This is a genomic window from Anaerococcus sp. Marseille-P9784 (assembly GCF_902500265.1).
Classification (GTDB): domain Bacteria; phylum Bacillota; class Clostridia; order Tissierellales; family Peptoniphilaceae; genus Anaerococcus.
In genome coordinates this window covers 516583-531165 of record NZ_CABVOZ010000002.1, presented here as the reverse complement: position 1 = coordinate 531165, position 14583 = coordinate 516583, and the positions used below count along the sequence as shown (strand labels likewise).

Sequence of the window (14583 nt, the reverse complement as noted above, 5' to 3'; positions counted from 1 at the left end):
ATCTTGGGAAAATGTTATTTTAAATTTATAAATTATTAGGAGGAATTATGAATAAAAATGATTCAAACGAAAGAGTCAAGATAAGCGTACTAAGCTTAACTTTTATGGCTTTTGCGACTCTTTGGGGCTTTGGCAATGTTGCCAACGGCTTTATGTACTTTAATGGTACACAAGTTATTTTCTCATGGATTTTGATGTTTGCTCTTTACTTCATTCCATACGCTCTTATGGTTGGTGAATTAGGATCAACTTTTAAAGATCTAGGCGGAGGAGTTTCTTCTTGGGTTGAAAGAACTTCAACAACAAAACTTGCTTATTATGCAGGATGGACTTATTGGGCAGTACATATTCCATATATTACTGGCAAAGGTTCAGGAGCGTTGAAAGCATTAAGTTGGTTAGTTTTCCACAATGCTGAAACTTACGATGCCTTAAAACCAGTTGTAGTTCAATCAGTAACTTTGGTTTTGCTTTTGGTTTTTGCTTATATCGCTAGTCGTGGACTTAATCCACTAAAAACTTTGACACAAATTGCAGGAAGTTCAATGTTTGTACTTGGAATTTTATATATTATTCTTGGACTTTTTGCACCAGTTGTTAATCCAAGTGCAGATTATAACAATATCGACTTATCTTTCAAAGCAATACTACCAACTTTCAACATTGGATATTTCACTTCGCTTTCAATTTTGGTATTTGCTGTTGGAGGAGTTGAAAAAATATCTCCATACATCAACAAAATGAAAGGCGATCCATCAAAAGGATTCCCAAAAGCTATGCTTGCAGCAGCTATAATGGTAGTAATATCTGCCTTATTTGGAACAATAGCTATGGGAAGAATGTTTGATCCTGCAGTTATTAATGCAAGCAAAGAAAGCTTTGATTCTTATGTTGCCAATGGAGCTTATTGGGCATTCCAAAAACTTGGTCAATACTATGGACTTGGAAACTTTTTCTTAATAATCTACGCTCTAGCAAACTTAATTGGTCAGTTATCAATTCTAGTTTTAAGTATAGATGCACCACTAAGAATATTATTAGATGATCCTAAAACAAGCGTTTATGTTCCACACAAATTACTAAAGAAGAACAAATATGGAGCATATATTAATGGTATAAAAATGGTAGTAATCCTATCAGGATCAATCATACTTTTCCAAATGCTATCAACAGGAGCTGCAGCAGTTTTACAAACTCTAAACAAACTAAACTCTGTAACAATGCCACTAAGATATCTTTGGGTATTTGTTGCTTACTTCTTATTAAAGAAAAAAAGTTATGATAATGGAGAATATAAATTTGCCAAATCAAGAAGTTTTGGAATGTTCTGGGGAGCTTGGTGCTTTACAATAACACTTCTTTCATGCTTACTAGGAATGTATTCAGATAATAAATTACAAATGCTTTTAAATATTCTAACACCAGTAGTTTTAATCGGCTTAGGGCTAATTTTCCCAAGCATTAGAGCTAAAGAAGATGGCAGAGAAAATACATTTATAGAAGAAAAATAATTTTTAAAATAAATTCCATAAGTTTATCTTTATTAAAGTTAAGCTTATGGAATTTTTTATTTGTATTTATTTTAACTATAAAAAATCCTCTTAGCAAATTTTCTAAGAGGATAAGTTTTTATTTAAAAATATTAATAAAAAGTGTAATTACAATAGGATTTGTTAGATTAACTGCTATTGCCAAAACTATTGGAAATACAAACATAGCAACTTCGCTTGGGCCTTCTTCTTCTATAATCGCATCCATATTTGCAATGGCATTTGGAGTTTGACCAAGGCCGACACCACAATGGCCTGCTACCATCACCGCTGCATCGTAGTTTTTTCCTGTTAGATTAAAGGTTACAATGCTTGTATAGATTGCAATAAAAGCTGCTTGAGCAAGCATGATTACAATCATTGGTAGGGCAATGCCTACAATTGCGCTTATATTTAGGCTTATCAAAGCAAGTGATAAAAATAGGGCAAGAGAAATATTGCCAAGTGTTTCTATATTTTCGATACCTATATCTTTTTTTCCTAAATCATAAATATTTCTAACTATTAGTCCAGCAAATTGACAACCCACATAATAAGGGAATTTTAAGCTTGTCAATGTCAAAACTTTATTTACAAAAGTTCCAAGAAAAGCAGATAGGCCAATGATTATAACAGCTCTTATCAAAGTTTTTTGATTTATAAGCAAGGATTTTGCATTTTCTTTAGTGTCATTTTCAAGGGCAAAACTTTTTAAATTATTTTTTCTAATTAATCTTTTAGCAACTGGTCCTCCAACCAAAGATCCTGCCAAAAGTCCAAAAGTTGCGGCGGCTACTCCAATTTCTGTTGAATTACTTGCTCCAAAGCCTTCCATAATTTTGCCAAAACTTATGGCTGAACCAATGCCACCTGTCATAGATGTTGAACCCATGGCTATGCCATAAAGTGGATTAATCTTTAAGAAATATGAAAGTATAACCCCAATAAGATTTTGTAGTGGCAAAAGAATAATTATTGCAAGGGCAAGCTTAAGTCCCAAAACTCCGCTTTTTTTCAAAAGTTTAAAGGAACAAGTAAGTCCTATACAAGTAAAAAATATGTTCATAAAAAAATCTTGCAAAATATCGTCAAATTTTATTTCATATGATCCACTTTCCTTTAGGATAAAAACTATAAAACTAACTATAATTCCACCAATTACAGGAGCAGGGATAAAAAAATTCTGAAAAAATTCTATTTTATATTTTATTAAATTTCCTAGGGCAAAAGCTATAATAGCAATTCCCAATGTTTGTAAAATATCTAATTCTATTTGCATATAAACCTCATTATTTTTATATTTAACTATTATATAACAAAATTAAAAAAAATAACAGATAAAAATAATTGGAAAAAAGCCTTTTTTATTATATAATTATTAAGAATTGAGGGATATATGAAAATAATTTTTTATATTAGCATATTTGCTTTATTTTACGCCATGATTGGCTATCCTATAACCTTATTTATCATGGATAAGTTTATAAAAAGAGAAAACGAAAAGGATTATAGCTATAAACCCTTTGTTTCAATTATTATTTCAGCTTACAATGAAGAAAAAGTTATTGAAAGAAAGCTTGAAAATATCATAGAAACAACCTATCCATCCTATGAGGCAATTATTGCAAATGATGCTTCGAATGATAGAACTGTTGAAATTTGCGAGAAATTTATTAAAAATCATCCAGAATACGATATAAAAGTAAATACTGTAAAAAATCACCTAGGCAAGACCAACGCTCAAGATGAGGCGGTAGAAATTGCCAAAGGTGAAGTTTTGGTATTTTCCGATGCCAATTCTATGTTTAAGAAAGATGCCATAGATGAATTGGTAAGTTTTTTTACTGCTGATGATATAGAATATGTCTGCGGTTCGCTAATTTATGCAAAAGATGATGGAAAATCATCTGTTGTGGCAGAAAACTCTTATTGGAATATGGAACTAAGATTAAGAAAGATAGAATCCCAAATTTCAACTATTGCTGCGGGCAATGGCGCAATCTATGCAGTAAAAAAGAAAGATTATAGGCATTATGATTTGGTAAGTAGCCACGATTATGAAATGCCACTTCATGCTGGATTAAACCACAAGAAAGCCTTATACAATCCAAAAGCTGTTGCAGTTGAATATGCAGGAGCCAATAGCAAAGATGAGTATAAGAGAAAAGTTAGGATGCAAAGAAGGATTTTAACTAATTTATTTACAAATCTAAGAAGACTTAATATTTTTGAATATGGATATTTTTCTTTCTTTCATTTTAACCACAAAACATTGAGATTTTTGCAAAGCTTTTTCCACATACTTTTAATTATAAGCAATTTGTTTTTGCTTAATGATGGAGTATTTTATAGGATATTTTTCCTCTTGCAGGTGGCGTTTTTCACCCTTGCAACAATTGGAAAACTAACTGAAAGTAGAAGCAAGATTTTTAATTTTCCTATGTATTATTGCCTAATGATGCTAGCTCAAATTCATGGAGCATTTAATCAAATTACTGGCAAAAGTAAGGCAACTTGGGAAAAGGCCGAATCGACAAGGGATATTGATGAAAATTGAAGTTCTAATTTCAACTATGAATGAAAAGTCCATAGATTGTTACAAGAGATTTAATTTAGAAACTGATGCTCTTATTATTAATCAGACAGATCATAATTCTTATGAAGAAATAAATATAAATGATCAAAAAATCAGGATGATTTCAACTGATACAAGAGGTCTTGGCCTTAGCAGGAATTTAGCAATTCTTAATAGCAAAGCTGATATACTAGTTTTTGCCGATGATGATGAAGTTTTTGAAGAAGGCTATAAAGATAAAATCTTAAGCGAATTTAAGGCTTATCCTGATGCAGATTTTGTTATATTTAAAACTATAATCTACCAAAATGGCGAAGAGATTATTAAGGTAAAAAAAGATTCAAATCTTAAATTTTACAAGTCTTTAAAATATGGGTCAGTGCATTTTGCCTTTAAAAAAGAAGCAATAAGGCGAAATAACATTTCAATTTCAACATATTTTGGAGCGGGAACTGACAATGGTTCTGGAGAAGATAGTCTTTTTATTAGAGATTGTTTCAAAAAAGGTCTAAGACTTAGGACTAGTACAAAATTAATAGCTAAAATCTATAATGACAATTCTACTTGGTTTACTGGCTACAATGACAAATTTTTCTTTGATAAGGGAAAACTTTCTAAAGCTTTATTTCCAAGAGCCTATAGACTTTACATAGAATACTTTTTAAGAAATCATAGAGGAAAAATAAGTGATATAAAAAATGCCCGAAAATTAATGATAAAAGGGGCAAAAGAATTTGGAGGAGAAAATGAGAAATAGAAAATCTTTATTCCTAGCAATCCCATCTGCAATTATAGCAGGTATTATTGTTGGAATGATTACCTACTTTGCTCTAAACTTTGGAGGTTACAAAGAATACAAGGCTCAGGCAAAAGTTATAACTACTAACGTCGAAAATGTTGACGATGCAAAAGATACTGCAAAAACTTATGCAGCAACTATTAATAGCTCAAAGATCAAACAAAAAACTTTGGAAACTTTGGCTATTGATTGGAATGTTGGAAAATTTGATTCCAAACTTGAAATCAAACCAACAGAAAATTCTTCAATAATCGATATAGTTGTTGTCGATACAAATAAGCTTAGAGCAGAAGACTTGGCAGATCAATATGCCGAATATTCAGTTAGGGTTTTAAATAATATTTATAACTCTGGAGCAAGTGTTATGGAATATTCTTATGGATCTGCTGGTATTTTAGATAATAGCATGAGATATGCCATAATTGCAGGATCAATTGCGCTTGTTTTGTGGGGGCTAATTCAAATTATTAGGATAAATTCTTACAATAGAAAAGTTGAGAAGGAAAATTTATCAGCATCAAAAGCTAATCAAGTAAAAGAACTTAGAGAAGTATCTGATAAGTCAAGAAAAAAAGACTCTCAAGTAAATTTAGATAATAAAGAAAATATACAAGAAGATCAAAGCCAGAGTACTCAAGTAATTGATTCTAAGGAAATCAAAGAAATGAGTCAAGAAAAATCTAGCAAATATGAAATCCTAGGAAGAATTCCAAGCTATAAAAAAGGAGAGATAGATGTTTAGAAAAAAAACAGATGAGAATAGAGAAATTCTTCTCCAATCTTTTTATAATTTAGAAGATAAAATCACAGAAAAAATTGGCAAATCTAATGTAAGTATAGCTTTTACAGCATCAAGCAAAGATACTCAAAAAGAAGAAAATATTGTTAATATTGCAAGGCATCTTGTAGAAGATGGCAATAATATACTTATTATAGATGCAAATCTTAGAGATTCAGATTTTGATTTATTAATCAAAAAACCAAACGATAGAGGCTTTATAGACGTAATACTTGGAGGATATGATATTGATAGTCTAGTAGAAACTGACGATGAATTTGATAACTTAGTTTATCTTAATGTAGGAAAAGTTATCGATTATGCAGATAAGTTTCTAGAGCCTAAGATTATAAAAAATTTCTTAAAGGACATTTCCAATATTTACGATTACGTATTTATGAATTTATCGGAAAATACTGACATAGCTGAAGCAAATATGTTTGCTGCAAATGCAGATTACTGTGTTGTTTTTGCAAAAGATGAGTTAAGCTTTACAAAGACAACTCAAAAATCAATGGAGCAACTAGAAAAAGCTAATGCCAATATTTTGGGAATAGTTATTACTGGCTATGAGTACGGTGAAGACGAATTAGATGACTTGTTTGGAGGTTATGATGAATAAAGTAAAGTTTCTTTTAATATTATTACTAGCAATTTCAACAACAGGATGTACAGAAGATAGATATGTTTCAGTTAGACATCCAGAAGAAACAGAAACTAGTCAAGAAAACGAAAAAGACTTAGATGAGAACAAAGATAGCGATACTGACAAAAAAGAAGAAACAGAAACAGCTGACCAAGATAAAAAAGAAAATGAAGAATCTTCTGATGGAGTAATCTATACAGTAGATGATTTGGTAAATGTAAGAGTAGCTCCAAGTGAAACTTCAGAAATACTAACAACAGTAAATGCAGAAGATGAAATAATAAAACTTGGAGAATCAGACAATTGGACAAGAGTAAGCATCAACGGTCAAACAGGATATATCAGATCTGATTTATTAAAAGAAAAATAAAATCTAGTAAAATGGAGGAAAAATGGAATTATTATTAATAAAAAATATGATATGGCCAGCAATACTTACTATTGGTGTTATAAGTTTTCTAGAATATATACTAGATAGGAAAAAATCAAGCAAATATCTAGGAATAATAACAACAATATTAGGTTTTATTGCTATGTTTTTTATCATAAAAAATGACGGCGATTATATTTTTTTACAAATATATTTGTTTATGTTCCTCCTATCCATATCACTAGTAATACTAGCCCTTAAAAAAAGAATAGACGCTTTTACAATTATAGGAATCTTATTGATGCTTGTAATGCTTATCTTGTTATTAAGATTTAATTTGATTGAGAATTAAAGCATAAAGCTACAGATTAATTTAGGGTATATATTAAGTAAAGAAAGTTGGTGGTTTTATGGATACTAATATTGATCAAAAATCTGCTTTAAAACTAAAGGGTAAATCTTATAAGATAAAAAATAGGGATGAAGCCCTAGCCATTAGAAATGAGTTTATCAAAACTTATATAGATAGTAAACTTGTTGATTTAGAGTCTTTTTGCGGACTTATGCAATACAATGCAACGGATGATTCATATACTTATTTTCTTGGCTTTGAAATTGCTGATAATGAAATTTTAGATGATCTTGATTTTATAGATAGACAAATCGATCAAAGTCTTTATTTAGAAATTTTCCTAAATGAAGAAGAAAGTTTAGAAGATGCATATAAATATGTTTATGAAGAATTTTTCCCTAACAAAAAATATTTTCACAATTTATCAAGTGATGTAGAGTATTACCAATATGATATGGAAAATAAAAGAATTGGAAACTCAGAGCTTTACATAAGTTTAATGAAAAATCCACACATTATTTAAGGTTTTAAGATGAAAAAAATATTTGTAATATTATTTATCTTTTTATTTAGCTCTTGCAAAATGCAAACTGATGAAAAAAGCGAACAGGAAATTTTCTACGGAGATAAATTAGTTGAGATAAGAGAAATACCAAAGGCAAAGAAGATAAATTCTAGTTTTATCTATAATTACCAAGATGATCATAAAAATTTAGATGATTGTGAGGATTGTAGGTGAAAATATTTATAAAAACTTGGGTATAAAATATAAGAGGTGAAAAAAATGGGAAAATTAAAATTAGCAATGAATTTATTAAAACTAAATAATAGACTTGGTTTGTTGGATGCTGGGGATATGCTTTCTTTAGCAAAAACAGCTTATAAAATTAATCGTTTTGATCCAACAGATTATATTCCAGATTTAGATTTTTTTGAAGATTATGAATACGAAAAAGAACAAAGACGTAGAAATTTAATGATAGCAGCAGCTGCCGCTACAGCTACTTATTTAATTTATAGTAATAGCAGAGGATTAAAGGCAAAAAGTATAAAAGCCAAAGAAGGAGGCAAAGAAATGTTTGATGATGTATTAAAAAAAGGTGAAGAATTAGTAAAAAAAGGCGAGAAAGAAGCTAAAAAAGCTATAGACGAAGGTAAAGATTTAGCAAATGATGCCAAAAAGGAAGCAGAAAAAGCTTTCGATGATGCTAAGAAAAAAGGCGAAGATATTGTAGAAGATGTAAAGAAAAAAAGCGAAGATTTAGCTAAAGATATAAAATAATTTTTTTCATATATTTATCCTTAAATTAATAGAAAAAGCTCGATTTATTTAAAAATCGAGCTTTTTGTCTTGTATCTTAGCTAAAAATCCTTCAACTTCTTCTTTTTTAGTTCTATAACTTGTAACTAGCCTTACTATATTTGATCCATTTTCTTTTTCCATTATTTCAAAGGATGCAAATTCTTGCCATTTTTCTAAGTCCTTATCATCTAATTTTACAAAAATTTGGTTTGATTCAAATGGATAGGCAAGGTTAAAGCCTTTGTTAACAATGCCATTTGCAAGAGTTTCAGCCATTTTATAGGCAATTTCCGCTGTTTCTAAATAACCATTTTCTTTAGCAAATACAGTTTCATACATAATCCCAGCTACAAAAGTTTTTGCCATTAAAGAACCTTTTTGCTTTTGTAAATTTATAAAATTTTTCTTTAGCTTGTCATTTACAATTACCAATGCCTCAGTAAACAAAAAACCATTTTTAGTGCCGCCAAGATAGAAAATATCGCAAAGATTTGGGATATCTTTTAGATTATAATCGCACTTTTGGCTGGCAAGGGCGTGGGCAAGACGAGCTCCATCCATAAATAAATATAGGTCATTTTCCTTGCAAAAATTATAAATTTCCTCTAATTCTTTTTTTCTATAAACTTCTCCAAGCTCTGTGGTATTTGAAATGTAAACTTTTTTTGGAACTGTTAGATATTCACTGCCAAAATGAGCAAATTTTTCTTTTAATAATTCAAGGCTTAATTTTCCATTTGGAGAAATTATCGTTTCAATTTTTATTCCTGTGGCTTCTATGGATCCTGCTTCGTGGCCTTGTATATGACCAGTTTTTACTGCAAGTACGGAATTTTCTTGTTGCATCCCACAAGCAAGGCCTAAGACATTTGCTCCTGTTCCTCCTGGTATAAAATGAATGTCGATATTTTCGTTAGCAAGAGCTTTTTTTATTAATTTTCTTGCATTTTCGCTATGCTTATCAAAACCATAGCCATAATTATTTTCACTACTTGCTTTTACTAAAGCTTGTAAAATGTCATCTCTTCCTATGTCGTTGTAGTCATTTACGAAAAAATACATTTACTCTCCTTTTGCTTTGTTTTTAAAAGACTTATCTATTGCTTCTTTTAACATTTTTAAGTAAGCATCGTAAGCTTCTTGGACTCCATAAAAATGCACGCCATCAGTTCCCTTATAATATTCTGGGTGGGCAATTCCTTCTTTTTCCCATTCCATTAGAGTAATAAAATCATATTTTTTAGCAACTTCTTGCATGGCGGTAGAAACTCTGTGAGGTTGGTCATATCTATTGTCATAGCAGGTTACAAATATCAGTCTGTCCCCATTTGGCAAAGCTTTTACTATATTTTCCAAGCTTTCCTTAGGTTCTGCTATGGCATTTGTACCAAGTGCTATTACTACAATAGATCCTAAGTTGCCTTCTTTTTGCAATTGTCTTATTATTTCTGCACCATTTTCTAGAGGCCTTGAACCTTCAGCATTGACGTGTAGATTTTCAATATTTTCTTCTAGCATATTTCTATTGCCAAGCAAAACACTATCTGCCAAAACTGTTATGCCTTGATTTGATTCTTTGGCTTTTTTGTATCTTTCATCTTCGTCTTTTTTTATAAGCCCATCAACTTTTTCTTTATCAAGCTTTATCTTATCAATATCTTGATTGATTGATTCGACTAAAATTGTTTTTTCAAGACTTACCATATCGGAAGAATTTTTGCTAACAGCGTAAGCAAAACTCATAGATGCTATAAATATAAAAATCATCAAAGATTGAATTAAAATTTTATATTTTTCATGGTTTATTTTTTTATTTTTTATAAAATTAAGGTCGACATCTTTGCCGACAAAAAGTGGCTCAAAGATATGATAGTTAAATAAAACTAATAATCCTGTTACAATTACAGTAAGTAATAGGGCTAGCAAGTAATTATCGATAAAACTTGAAATTATAACTAAAACTGGCCAATGGAAAACATATATTCCGTAAGAATAGTTGGAAAGTTGTGTTATAATCTTATTTTCTTTAAGATCCTTATTTGAATAAGCGATGAGGATCAATAAAACTGTAATTATATCAGCAAGCAAAAATCCAAGCCCGTAAGTTAGCTTATTGTTATAGGAAAAGACAAAGGAAAATGCCAATAAGATTAGGCTAAAGATGAGGGAAAGCTTGTAGTAAGATAACTTCTTAAAAGAAAATCTTTTTACAAAAGATCCCAAAAGTGAGCCAATTACAAAAGATCCCATGCGTGTAAAATCAAAAAAATAGGCAAAGGCAATATTATCCTTATTTACTAACACCAAGACCAAAGTAAGTATGTAAGAAAATAAGTATAAGCCTAGGCACAAATTCATAAATTTAGAAGAAAATCTTCTTTTTATGTGGCCCTTATTTTTAATCTTTGCAAAGATTAAAGAAATTAAAAGTGGCCAAAGTATATAAAAATGAACTTCTATAGCCAAAGACCAGGTGTGCATGAAAAGCTGCTTAATAAATTGAGCTTCGTAAGAACCGCCTCTTATAATTTCAAAGATGTTGTAATTAAAAGAAATCGCTGCTATAAATTGGTCAAAAAATCTTACGGTGTAATCTTTGTTAATAAAAAAGGAAAAGATTGTTGTAAGAAAAACCATAAGCAAAACTGGAGGAAAAATCCTTATAAATCTCTTGTTATAAAAATTTTTTAAATCAATATTGCCATTTTCATACAATTCATCTAAGAGATGATAGGTAATTAAAAATCCTGACAAAATAAATAAAACATTAACGCCAAGAAAACCACCTCTTACAACTTGTGGAAACAAATGGTAAGAAATAACAAGAAAAATCCCCAAGACGCGTATATAATCAAGTCCATTAATCTTTGTTCTTTTCATCTATCTTCCTCCAAGTATCATCAACTTTTTTGTAAACAGATCCATCTTTTAGGGTGATTTTTATATCTTTGTTGCCCTTATCCTTATCAAAATTAGCTTCATAGGTAAAATCTTCGTTTACAAATTTTCCAGATCCCTTAAATCTACCATCTTCAAAATTTCCACTATATGTTCCATAAGGGCTTTTAAGTTCCCCTTGGCCAGAAAATTTATTCTCGACAATTTTCCCACTATAAGAAATATCTTCGCTTAGTTTATAATCACTAACTTCCCTAGATTTTTTCAGAGAAAAAATATAAATAAGGGAAATAATTATAAAAATACCAATAAATAATCCAAAATAAGATGTAAATTTTTTATTCTCCATAATATCCTCTCATAAAAATTTATACTATCATTATATCAAAAAATCGGAAAAATCATAAAAATTTAGAAAAATAAAAAAGGGTCGTATAATTATTGTTCACTAAAAAAATTTTATTTAGATATTTAAAATTTCTAATTATCCTCATATATTTTTAATTGTTTATTCATCTCAAAAAGGCTGGTTTCTTTCGATTTATTTTTAGGCTTTAATATAATTAAAAAATAAATTTTTCTTTACATAAGCTTGAAATATTAAGGTTGTTGGTATATACTCATAAAGTGATTTTTTTAAAATATTATATGGTATACTTATTACATAAGAAAACACTATTTTTTTAAATAAAATTTAAAGATATATAAAATTTCTTAAAGGAGGATATATGCCGATAACTTTATGTAATGAAGGCGATACGGTTATTGTTGTCGACTTAAAAGGAAAAGATGAAGTGAAAAGACATTTATCAGATCTGGGGATTGTAAAGGGCAAAGAGATAACTCTGCAAAGATTTGATGGAGTAAATTACATATTTGCAATTGACGGAAACAGACTTGCTTTATCAAAAGAGATAGCAAAAAGAATTTATGTTAGGGAGGTTATTTAGTGAAATCTTTAAAAGATGCTAAAGTAGGAGAAAATCTAAGGGTCGCAAAGATTGAAGGTGATGGTCCTACTAAAAGAAGAATAATGGATATGGGAATTACAAAAAGAACTGAAATTTTTGTAAGAAAAGTCGCACCTTTGGGCGATCCTGTACAAATTAATTTAAGAGGTTATGAACTTACTATTAGAAAACATGATGCAGAAAATATTCTTGTGGAGGAAATATGACATTTAAAGTAGCACTAGCTGGAAACCCAAATTCAGGCAAGACTACTCTTTTTAATGCCTTAACAGGCTCAAATCAAAGAGTAGGAAACTGGCCAGGGGTTACAGTTGATAAAAAAGAAGGAAATCTAAAAGGACATAAAGAAATAATTATCCAAGATTTGCCTGGAATTTATTCTCTATCACCTTATACTTTGGAAGAAAAAGTTGCTAGAGAATACTTAGTAAATGAAAGACCAGATTTAATTGTAGATTTAGTCGATGGATCAAATTTAATTAGAAATTTATATTTAACTAGCCAATTTTTGGAATTGGGAATACCGACAATAATCGCCTTAAATATGACCGATATTGTAAAGCAAAGAGGGGATTACATAGATATAGATGCTCTTAGCAAAGCTATAGGATGTCCTGTAATTGAGATTGTTGCCAGCAAAAAAGTTGGAATTAAAAAATTAATAGCAGAGATAAATAAAGAAATCGATAAGAAAACCGAACCTAATTATTTCGTCTATGAAAACAATTTGGAAAATTCGCTTTTGGATATCAAAAATATTGTAGATCCTTATGTAGATAGTAATTTATCACGTTTCTATACAATTAAAGCTTTTGAAAATGATGAAGAAATGTTAGATAAGATTTCTTTATCAGAAGTAGATAAGAAGAAAATCTTAGATATTAGAGAAAAAATAGAAGAAGATTTAGATGACGATGCAGAATCTATAATTACAAGCGAAAGATACAATGCGCTTGAAGTTTTAAGCGAAAAAATATTGAAAAAAGCTGCTCCAAAGCTAAGTACAACTGATAAGATAGATAAGATTGTAACATCAAGAATTTTGGGTCTTCCAATTTTTGCCCTTGTAATGTTTGTAGTATATTCTCTAGCAGTTCATTCAAAATCGCCAGGAACAATGGCAACTGAAGCTGTAAATGGATTTTTTGATAACACTTTAATTCCAGCTGTCGGATCATTTTTAGAATCTATGCAAATAAATGAAGTTCTCAGTGGACTTATAACTGATGGTATATTTGCAGGCGTTGGTGCTGTTCTTGGATTTTTGCCACAAATGATGGTATTATTTGCACTTTTATCAATACTTGAAGATATAGGCTATATGTCAAGAGTTGCTTTTATCATGGATAGAATTTTTAGAAGATTTGGCCTTTCAGGAAAATCTTTTATTCCAGCTATGGTATCAACAGGCTGTGCAGTTCCTGGAATCCAAGCATCTAGAACTATAGAAAATGATAGGGATAGAAGACTTACCATTATGACAACATCATTTATGCCATGTGGTGCAAAACTTCCTGTAATTGCTCTTATAGCTGGAGCATTTTTCCCTACAAATAGATCACTAATTACATTTTCTTTCTACTTTGTTGGAATTTTAGCAATAGTTATTAGTGGAATTATTTTAAAGAAATTTAAAATTCTACAATCAGATCCTGCACCTTTCATAATGGAATTACCTCCATACCATGCTCCAAGACCTACATCGGTATTGCAAGATGTTTGGAACAAATCGAAGGCTTATGCAAAACGTGCTGGAACGATAATCTTACTTTCAGCTATAGTAATCTGGTTTTTGACTAACTTTGACTTTAGTTTAAATTTAGTTGAAGAAGATGGTGCAAATTCAATTATAGGAGTTATTGGATCAAAAATTGGTTTTATATTTAAACCTCTTGGTTTTGGAACTTGGCAAGCCGTAGTTGCAACAGTTTCAGGCTTTGTAGCAAAAGAAAATGTTGTAAATACCATGGGAATTGTTTTAGGGCTTGGAGCTGATGTAACAGAAGAAAGCCCAGAACTATTAGCTGCTTTCAACGCTGCAATAGGAACTCCAATAGCTGGCTATTCATTCTTACTATTTAATATGCTTTGTATGCCATGCTTTGCTGCAGTTGGTGCAATAAAAACTGAAATGGGAGATAATAAGTGGACTTTACTAACCATAGGCTATCAAATGTGCTTTGCTTATGTAATAAGCTTTATATTCTACCAATTTGCCAACCTATTTGCTAATGGAATTTTCACAATTGCAACAGCTATAGCAGTAGGTTTTTTAATTGTAATGTTATATTTATTATTTAGACCAGCAAAATCTAGAAAAGAAAATAGATCATTTAAGGCAGAACTTGCCTAAGATTTGGAG

At 30.2% G+C, this 14583-nt stretch carries 17 protein-coding genes; 13 read left to right on the top strand and 4 right to left on the bottom strand.

The features are described from left to right. The first annotated feature begins 47 nt into the window (after nucleotides 1-47). A complete protein-coding gene (locus tag GAN53_RS06445) occupies nucleotides 48-1511 on the top strand; it encodes an APC family permease (RefSeq protein ID WP_151410170.1) in 1464 nt (487 codons plus the stop codon). Between the two features lie 118 nt (nucleotides 1512-1629). On the opposite strand, the gene gltS is transcribed toward GAN53_RS06445, so the two are convergent. Continuing rightward, on the bottom strand, nucleotides 1630-2808 hold the full coding sequence (gene gltS / locus GAN53_RS06440) for a sodium/glutamate symporter (RefSeq protein ID WP_151410167.1): 1179 nt from the start codon (nucleotides 2806-2808) through the stop codon (nucleotides 1630-1632). A 117-nt stretch (nucleotides 2809-2925) separates the two neighbouring features. Here gltS and GAN53_RS06435 point away from each other — a divergent pair, with 117 nt between their 5' ends. From GAN53_RS06435 to GAN53_RS06395, 9 genes are read left to right on the top strand one after another with little or no spacing between them, the layout of a single operon-like run. Continuing rightward, the gene (locus tag GAN53_RS06435) at nucleotides 2926-4086 is read left to right on the top strand and encodes a glycosyltransferase (protein WP_151410164.1); all 1161 of its coding nucleotides are present in this window, start codon (nucleotides 2926-2928) and stop codon (nucleotides 4084-4086) included. After that, nucleotides 4076-4861 carry a glycosyltransferase family A protein gene (locus GAN53_RS06430; protein WP_151410161.1) on the top strand — a complete coding sequence of 262 codons (786 nt, stop codon included), beginning with the start codon at nucleotides 4076-4078 and terminating at the stop codon, nucleotides 4859-4861. Before GAN53_RS06435 ends, GAN53_RS06430 begins: the two co-directional genes overlap by 11 nt. Next, a complete protein-coding gene (locus GAN53_RS06425) occupies nucleotides 4851-5645 on the top strand; it encodes a chain-length determining protein (RefSeq protein ID WP_151410157.1) in 795 nt (264 codons plus the stop codon). Before GAN53_RS06430 ends, GAN53_RS06425 begins: the two co-directional genes overlap by 11 nt. After that, nucleotides 5638-6303 (top strand): CpsD/CapB family tyrosine-protein kinase, encoded by a 666-nt coding sequence (locus GAN53_RS06420; protein WP_151410154.1) that lies wholly within the window; start codon nucleotides 5638-5640, stop codon nucleotides 6301-6303. Before GAN53_RS06425 ends, GAN53_RS06420 begins: the two co-directional genes overlap by 8 nt. After that, entirely contained in the window at nucleotides 6296-6697 is a 402-nt protein-coding gene (locus GAN53_RS06415; protein WP_151410151.1) for an SH3 domain-containing protein, read from the top strand. The genes GAN53_RS06420 and GAN53_RS06415 overlap by 8 nt, the downstream gene beginning before the upstream one ends. A 22-nt stretch (nucleotides 6698-6719) precedes the next feature. Next, on the top strand, nucleotides 6720-7049 hold the full coding sequence (locus GAN53_RS06410; RefSeq protein WP_151410150.1) for a hypothetical protein: 330 nt from the start codon (nucleotides 6720-6722) through the stop codon (nucleotides 7047-7049). A 58-nt stretch (nucleotides 7050-7107) separates the two neighbouring features. Beyond that, entirely contained in the window at nucleotides 7108-7572 is a 465-nt protein-coding gene (locus tag GAN53_RS06405) for a GyrI-like domain-containing protein (protein ID WP_151410147.1), read from the top strand. Nucleotides 7573-7581: 9 nt separating this feature from the next. After that, nucleotides 7582-7788: a hypothetical protein gene (locus GAN53_RS06400; RefSeq protein ID WP_151410145.1), complete on the top strand. Its 207-nt coding sequence runs from the start codon at nucleotides 7582-7584 to the stop codon at nucleotides 7786-7788. Between the two features lie 45 nt (nucleotides 7789-7833). Next, entirely contained in the window at nucleotides 7834-8331 is a 498-nt protein-coding gene (locus GAN53_RS06395; protein WP_151410142.1) for a YtxH domain-containing protein, read from the top strand. Nucleotides 8332-8379: 48 nt separating this feature from the next. On the opposite strand, the gene GAN53_RS06390 is transcribed toward GAN53_RS06395, so the two are convergent. From GAN53_RS06390 to GAN53_RS06380, 3 genes are read right to left on the bottom strand one after another with little or no spacing between them, the layout of a single operon-like run. Continuing rightward, nucleotides 8380-9414: a threonine aldolase family protein gene (locus GAN53_RS06390; RefSeq protein WP_151410139.1), complete on the bottom strand. Its 1035-nt coding sequence runs from the start codon at nucleotides 9412-9414 to the stop codon at nucleotides 8380-8382. Further along, complete coding sequence (locus GAN53_RS06385; RefSeq protein ID WP_151410136.1) at nucleotides 9415-11232, bottom strand: acyltransferase family protein; 1818 nt, start codon at nucleotides 11230-11232, stop codon at nucleotides 9415-9417. Beyond that, nucleotides 11213-11599, bottom strand: a complete 387-nt coding sequence (locus tag GAN53_RS06380; protein WP_151410134.1) for a hypothetical protein — start codon at nucleotides 11597-11599, stop codon at nucleotides 11213-11215. The genes GAN53_RS06385 and GAN53_RS06380 overlap by 20 nt, the downstream gene beginning before the upstream one ends. A 379-nt stretch (nucleotides 11600-11978) precedes the next feature. On the opposite strand from GAN53_RS06380, the gene GAN53_RS06375 reads away from it, so the two are divergent. Genes GAN53_RS06375 through feoB form a run of 3 tightly spaced genes read left to right on the top strand, consistent with a single transcriptional unit; the run spans nucleotide 11979 to nucleotide 14574 of the window. After that, the gene (locus GAN53_RS06375) at nucleotides 11979-12200 is read left to right on the top strand and encodes a FeoA family protein (protein ID WP_099321180.1); all 222 of its coding nucleotides are present in this window, start codon (nucleotides 11979-11981) and stop codon (nucleotides 12198-12200) included. Beyond that, nucleotides 12200-12427: a FeoA family protein gene (locus GAN53_RS06370; protein WP_151410131.1), complete on the top strand. Its 228-nt coding sequence runs from the start codon at nucleotides 12200-12202 to the stop codon at nucleotides 12425-12427. The genes GAN53_RS06375 and GAN53_RS06370 overlap by 1 nt, the downstream gene beginning before the upstream one ends. Continuing rightward, nucleotides 12424-14574, top strand: a complete 2151-nt coding sequence (gene feoB / locus GAN53_RS06365; RefSeq protein WP_151410126.1) for a ferrous iron transport protein B — start codon at nucleotides 12424-12426, stop codon at nucleotides 14572-14574. Before GAN53_RS06370 ends, feoB begins: the two co-directional genes overlap by 4 nt. Nucleotides 14575-14583 lie beyond the last annotated feature (9 nt).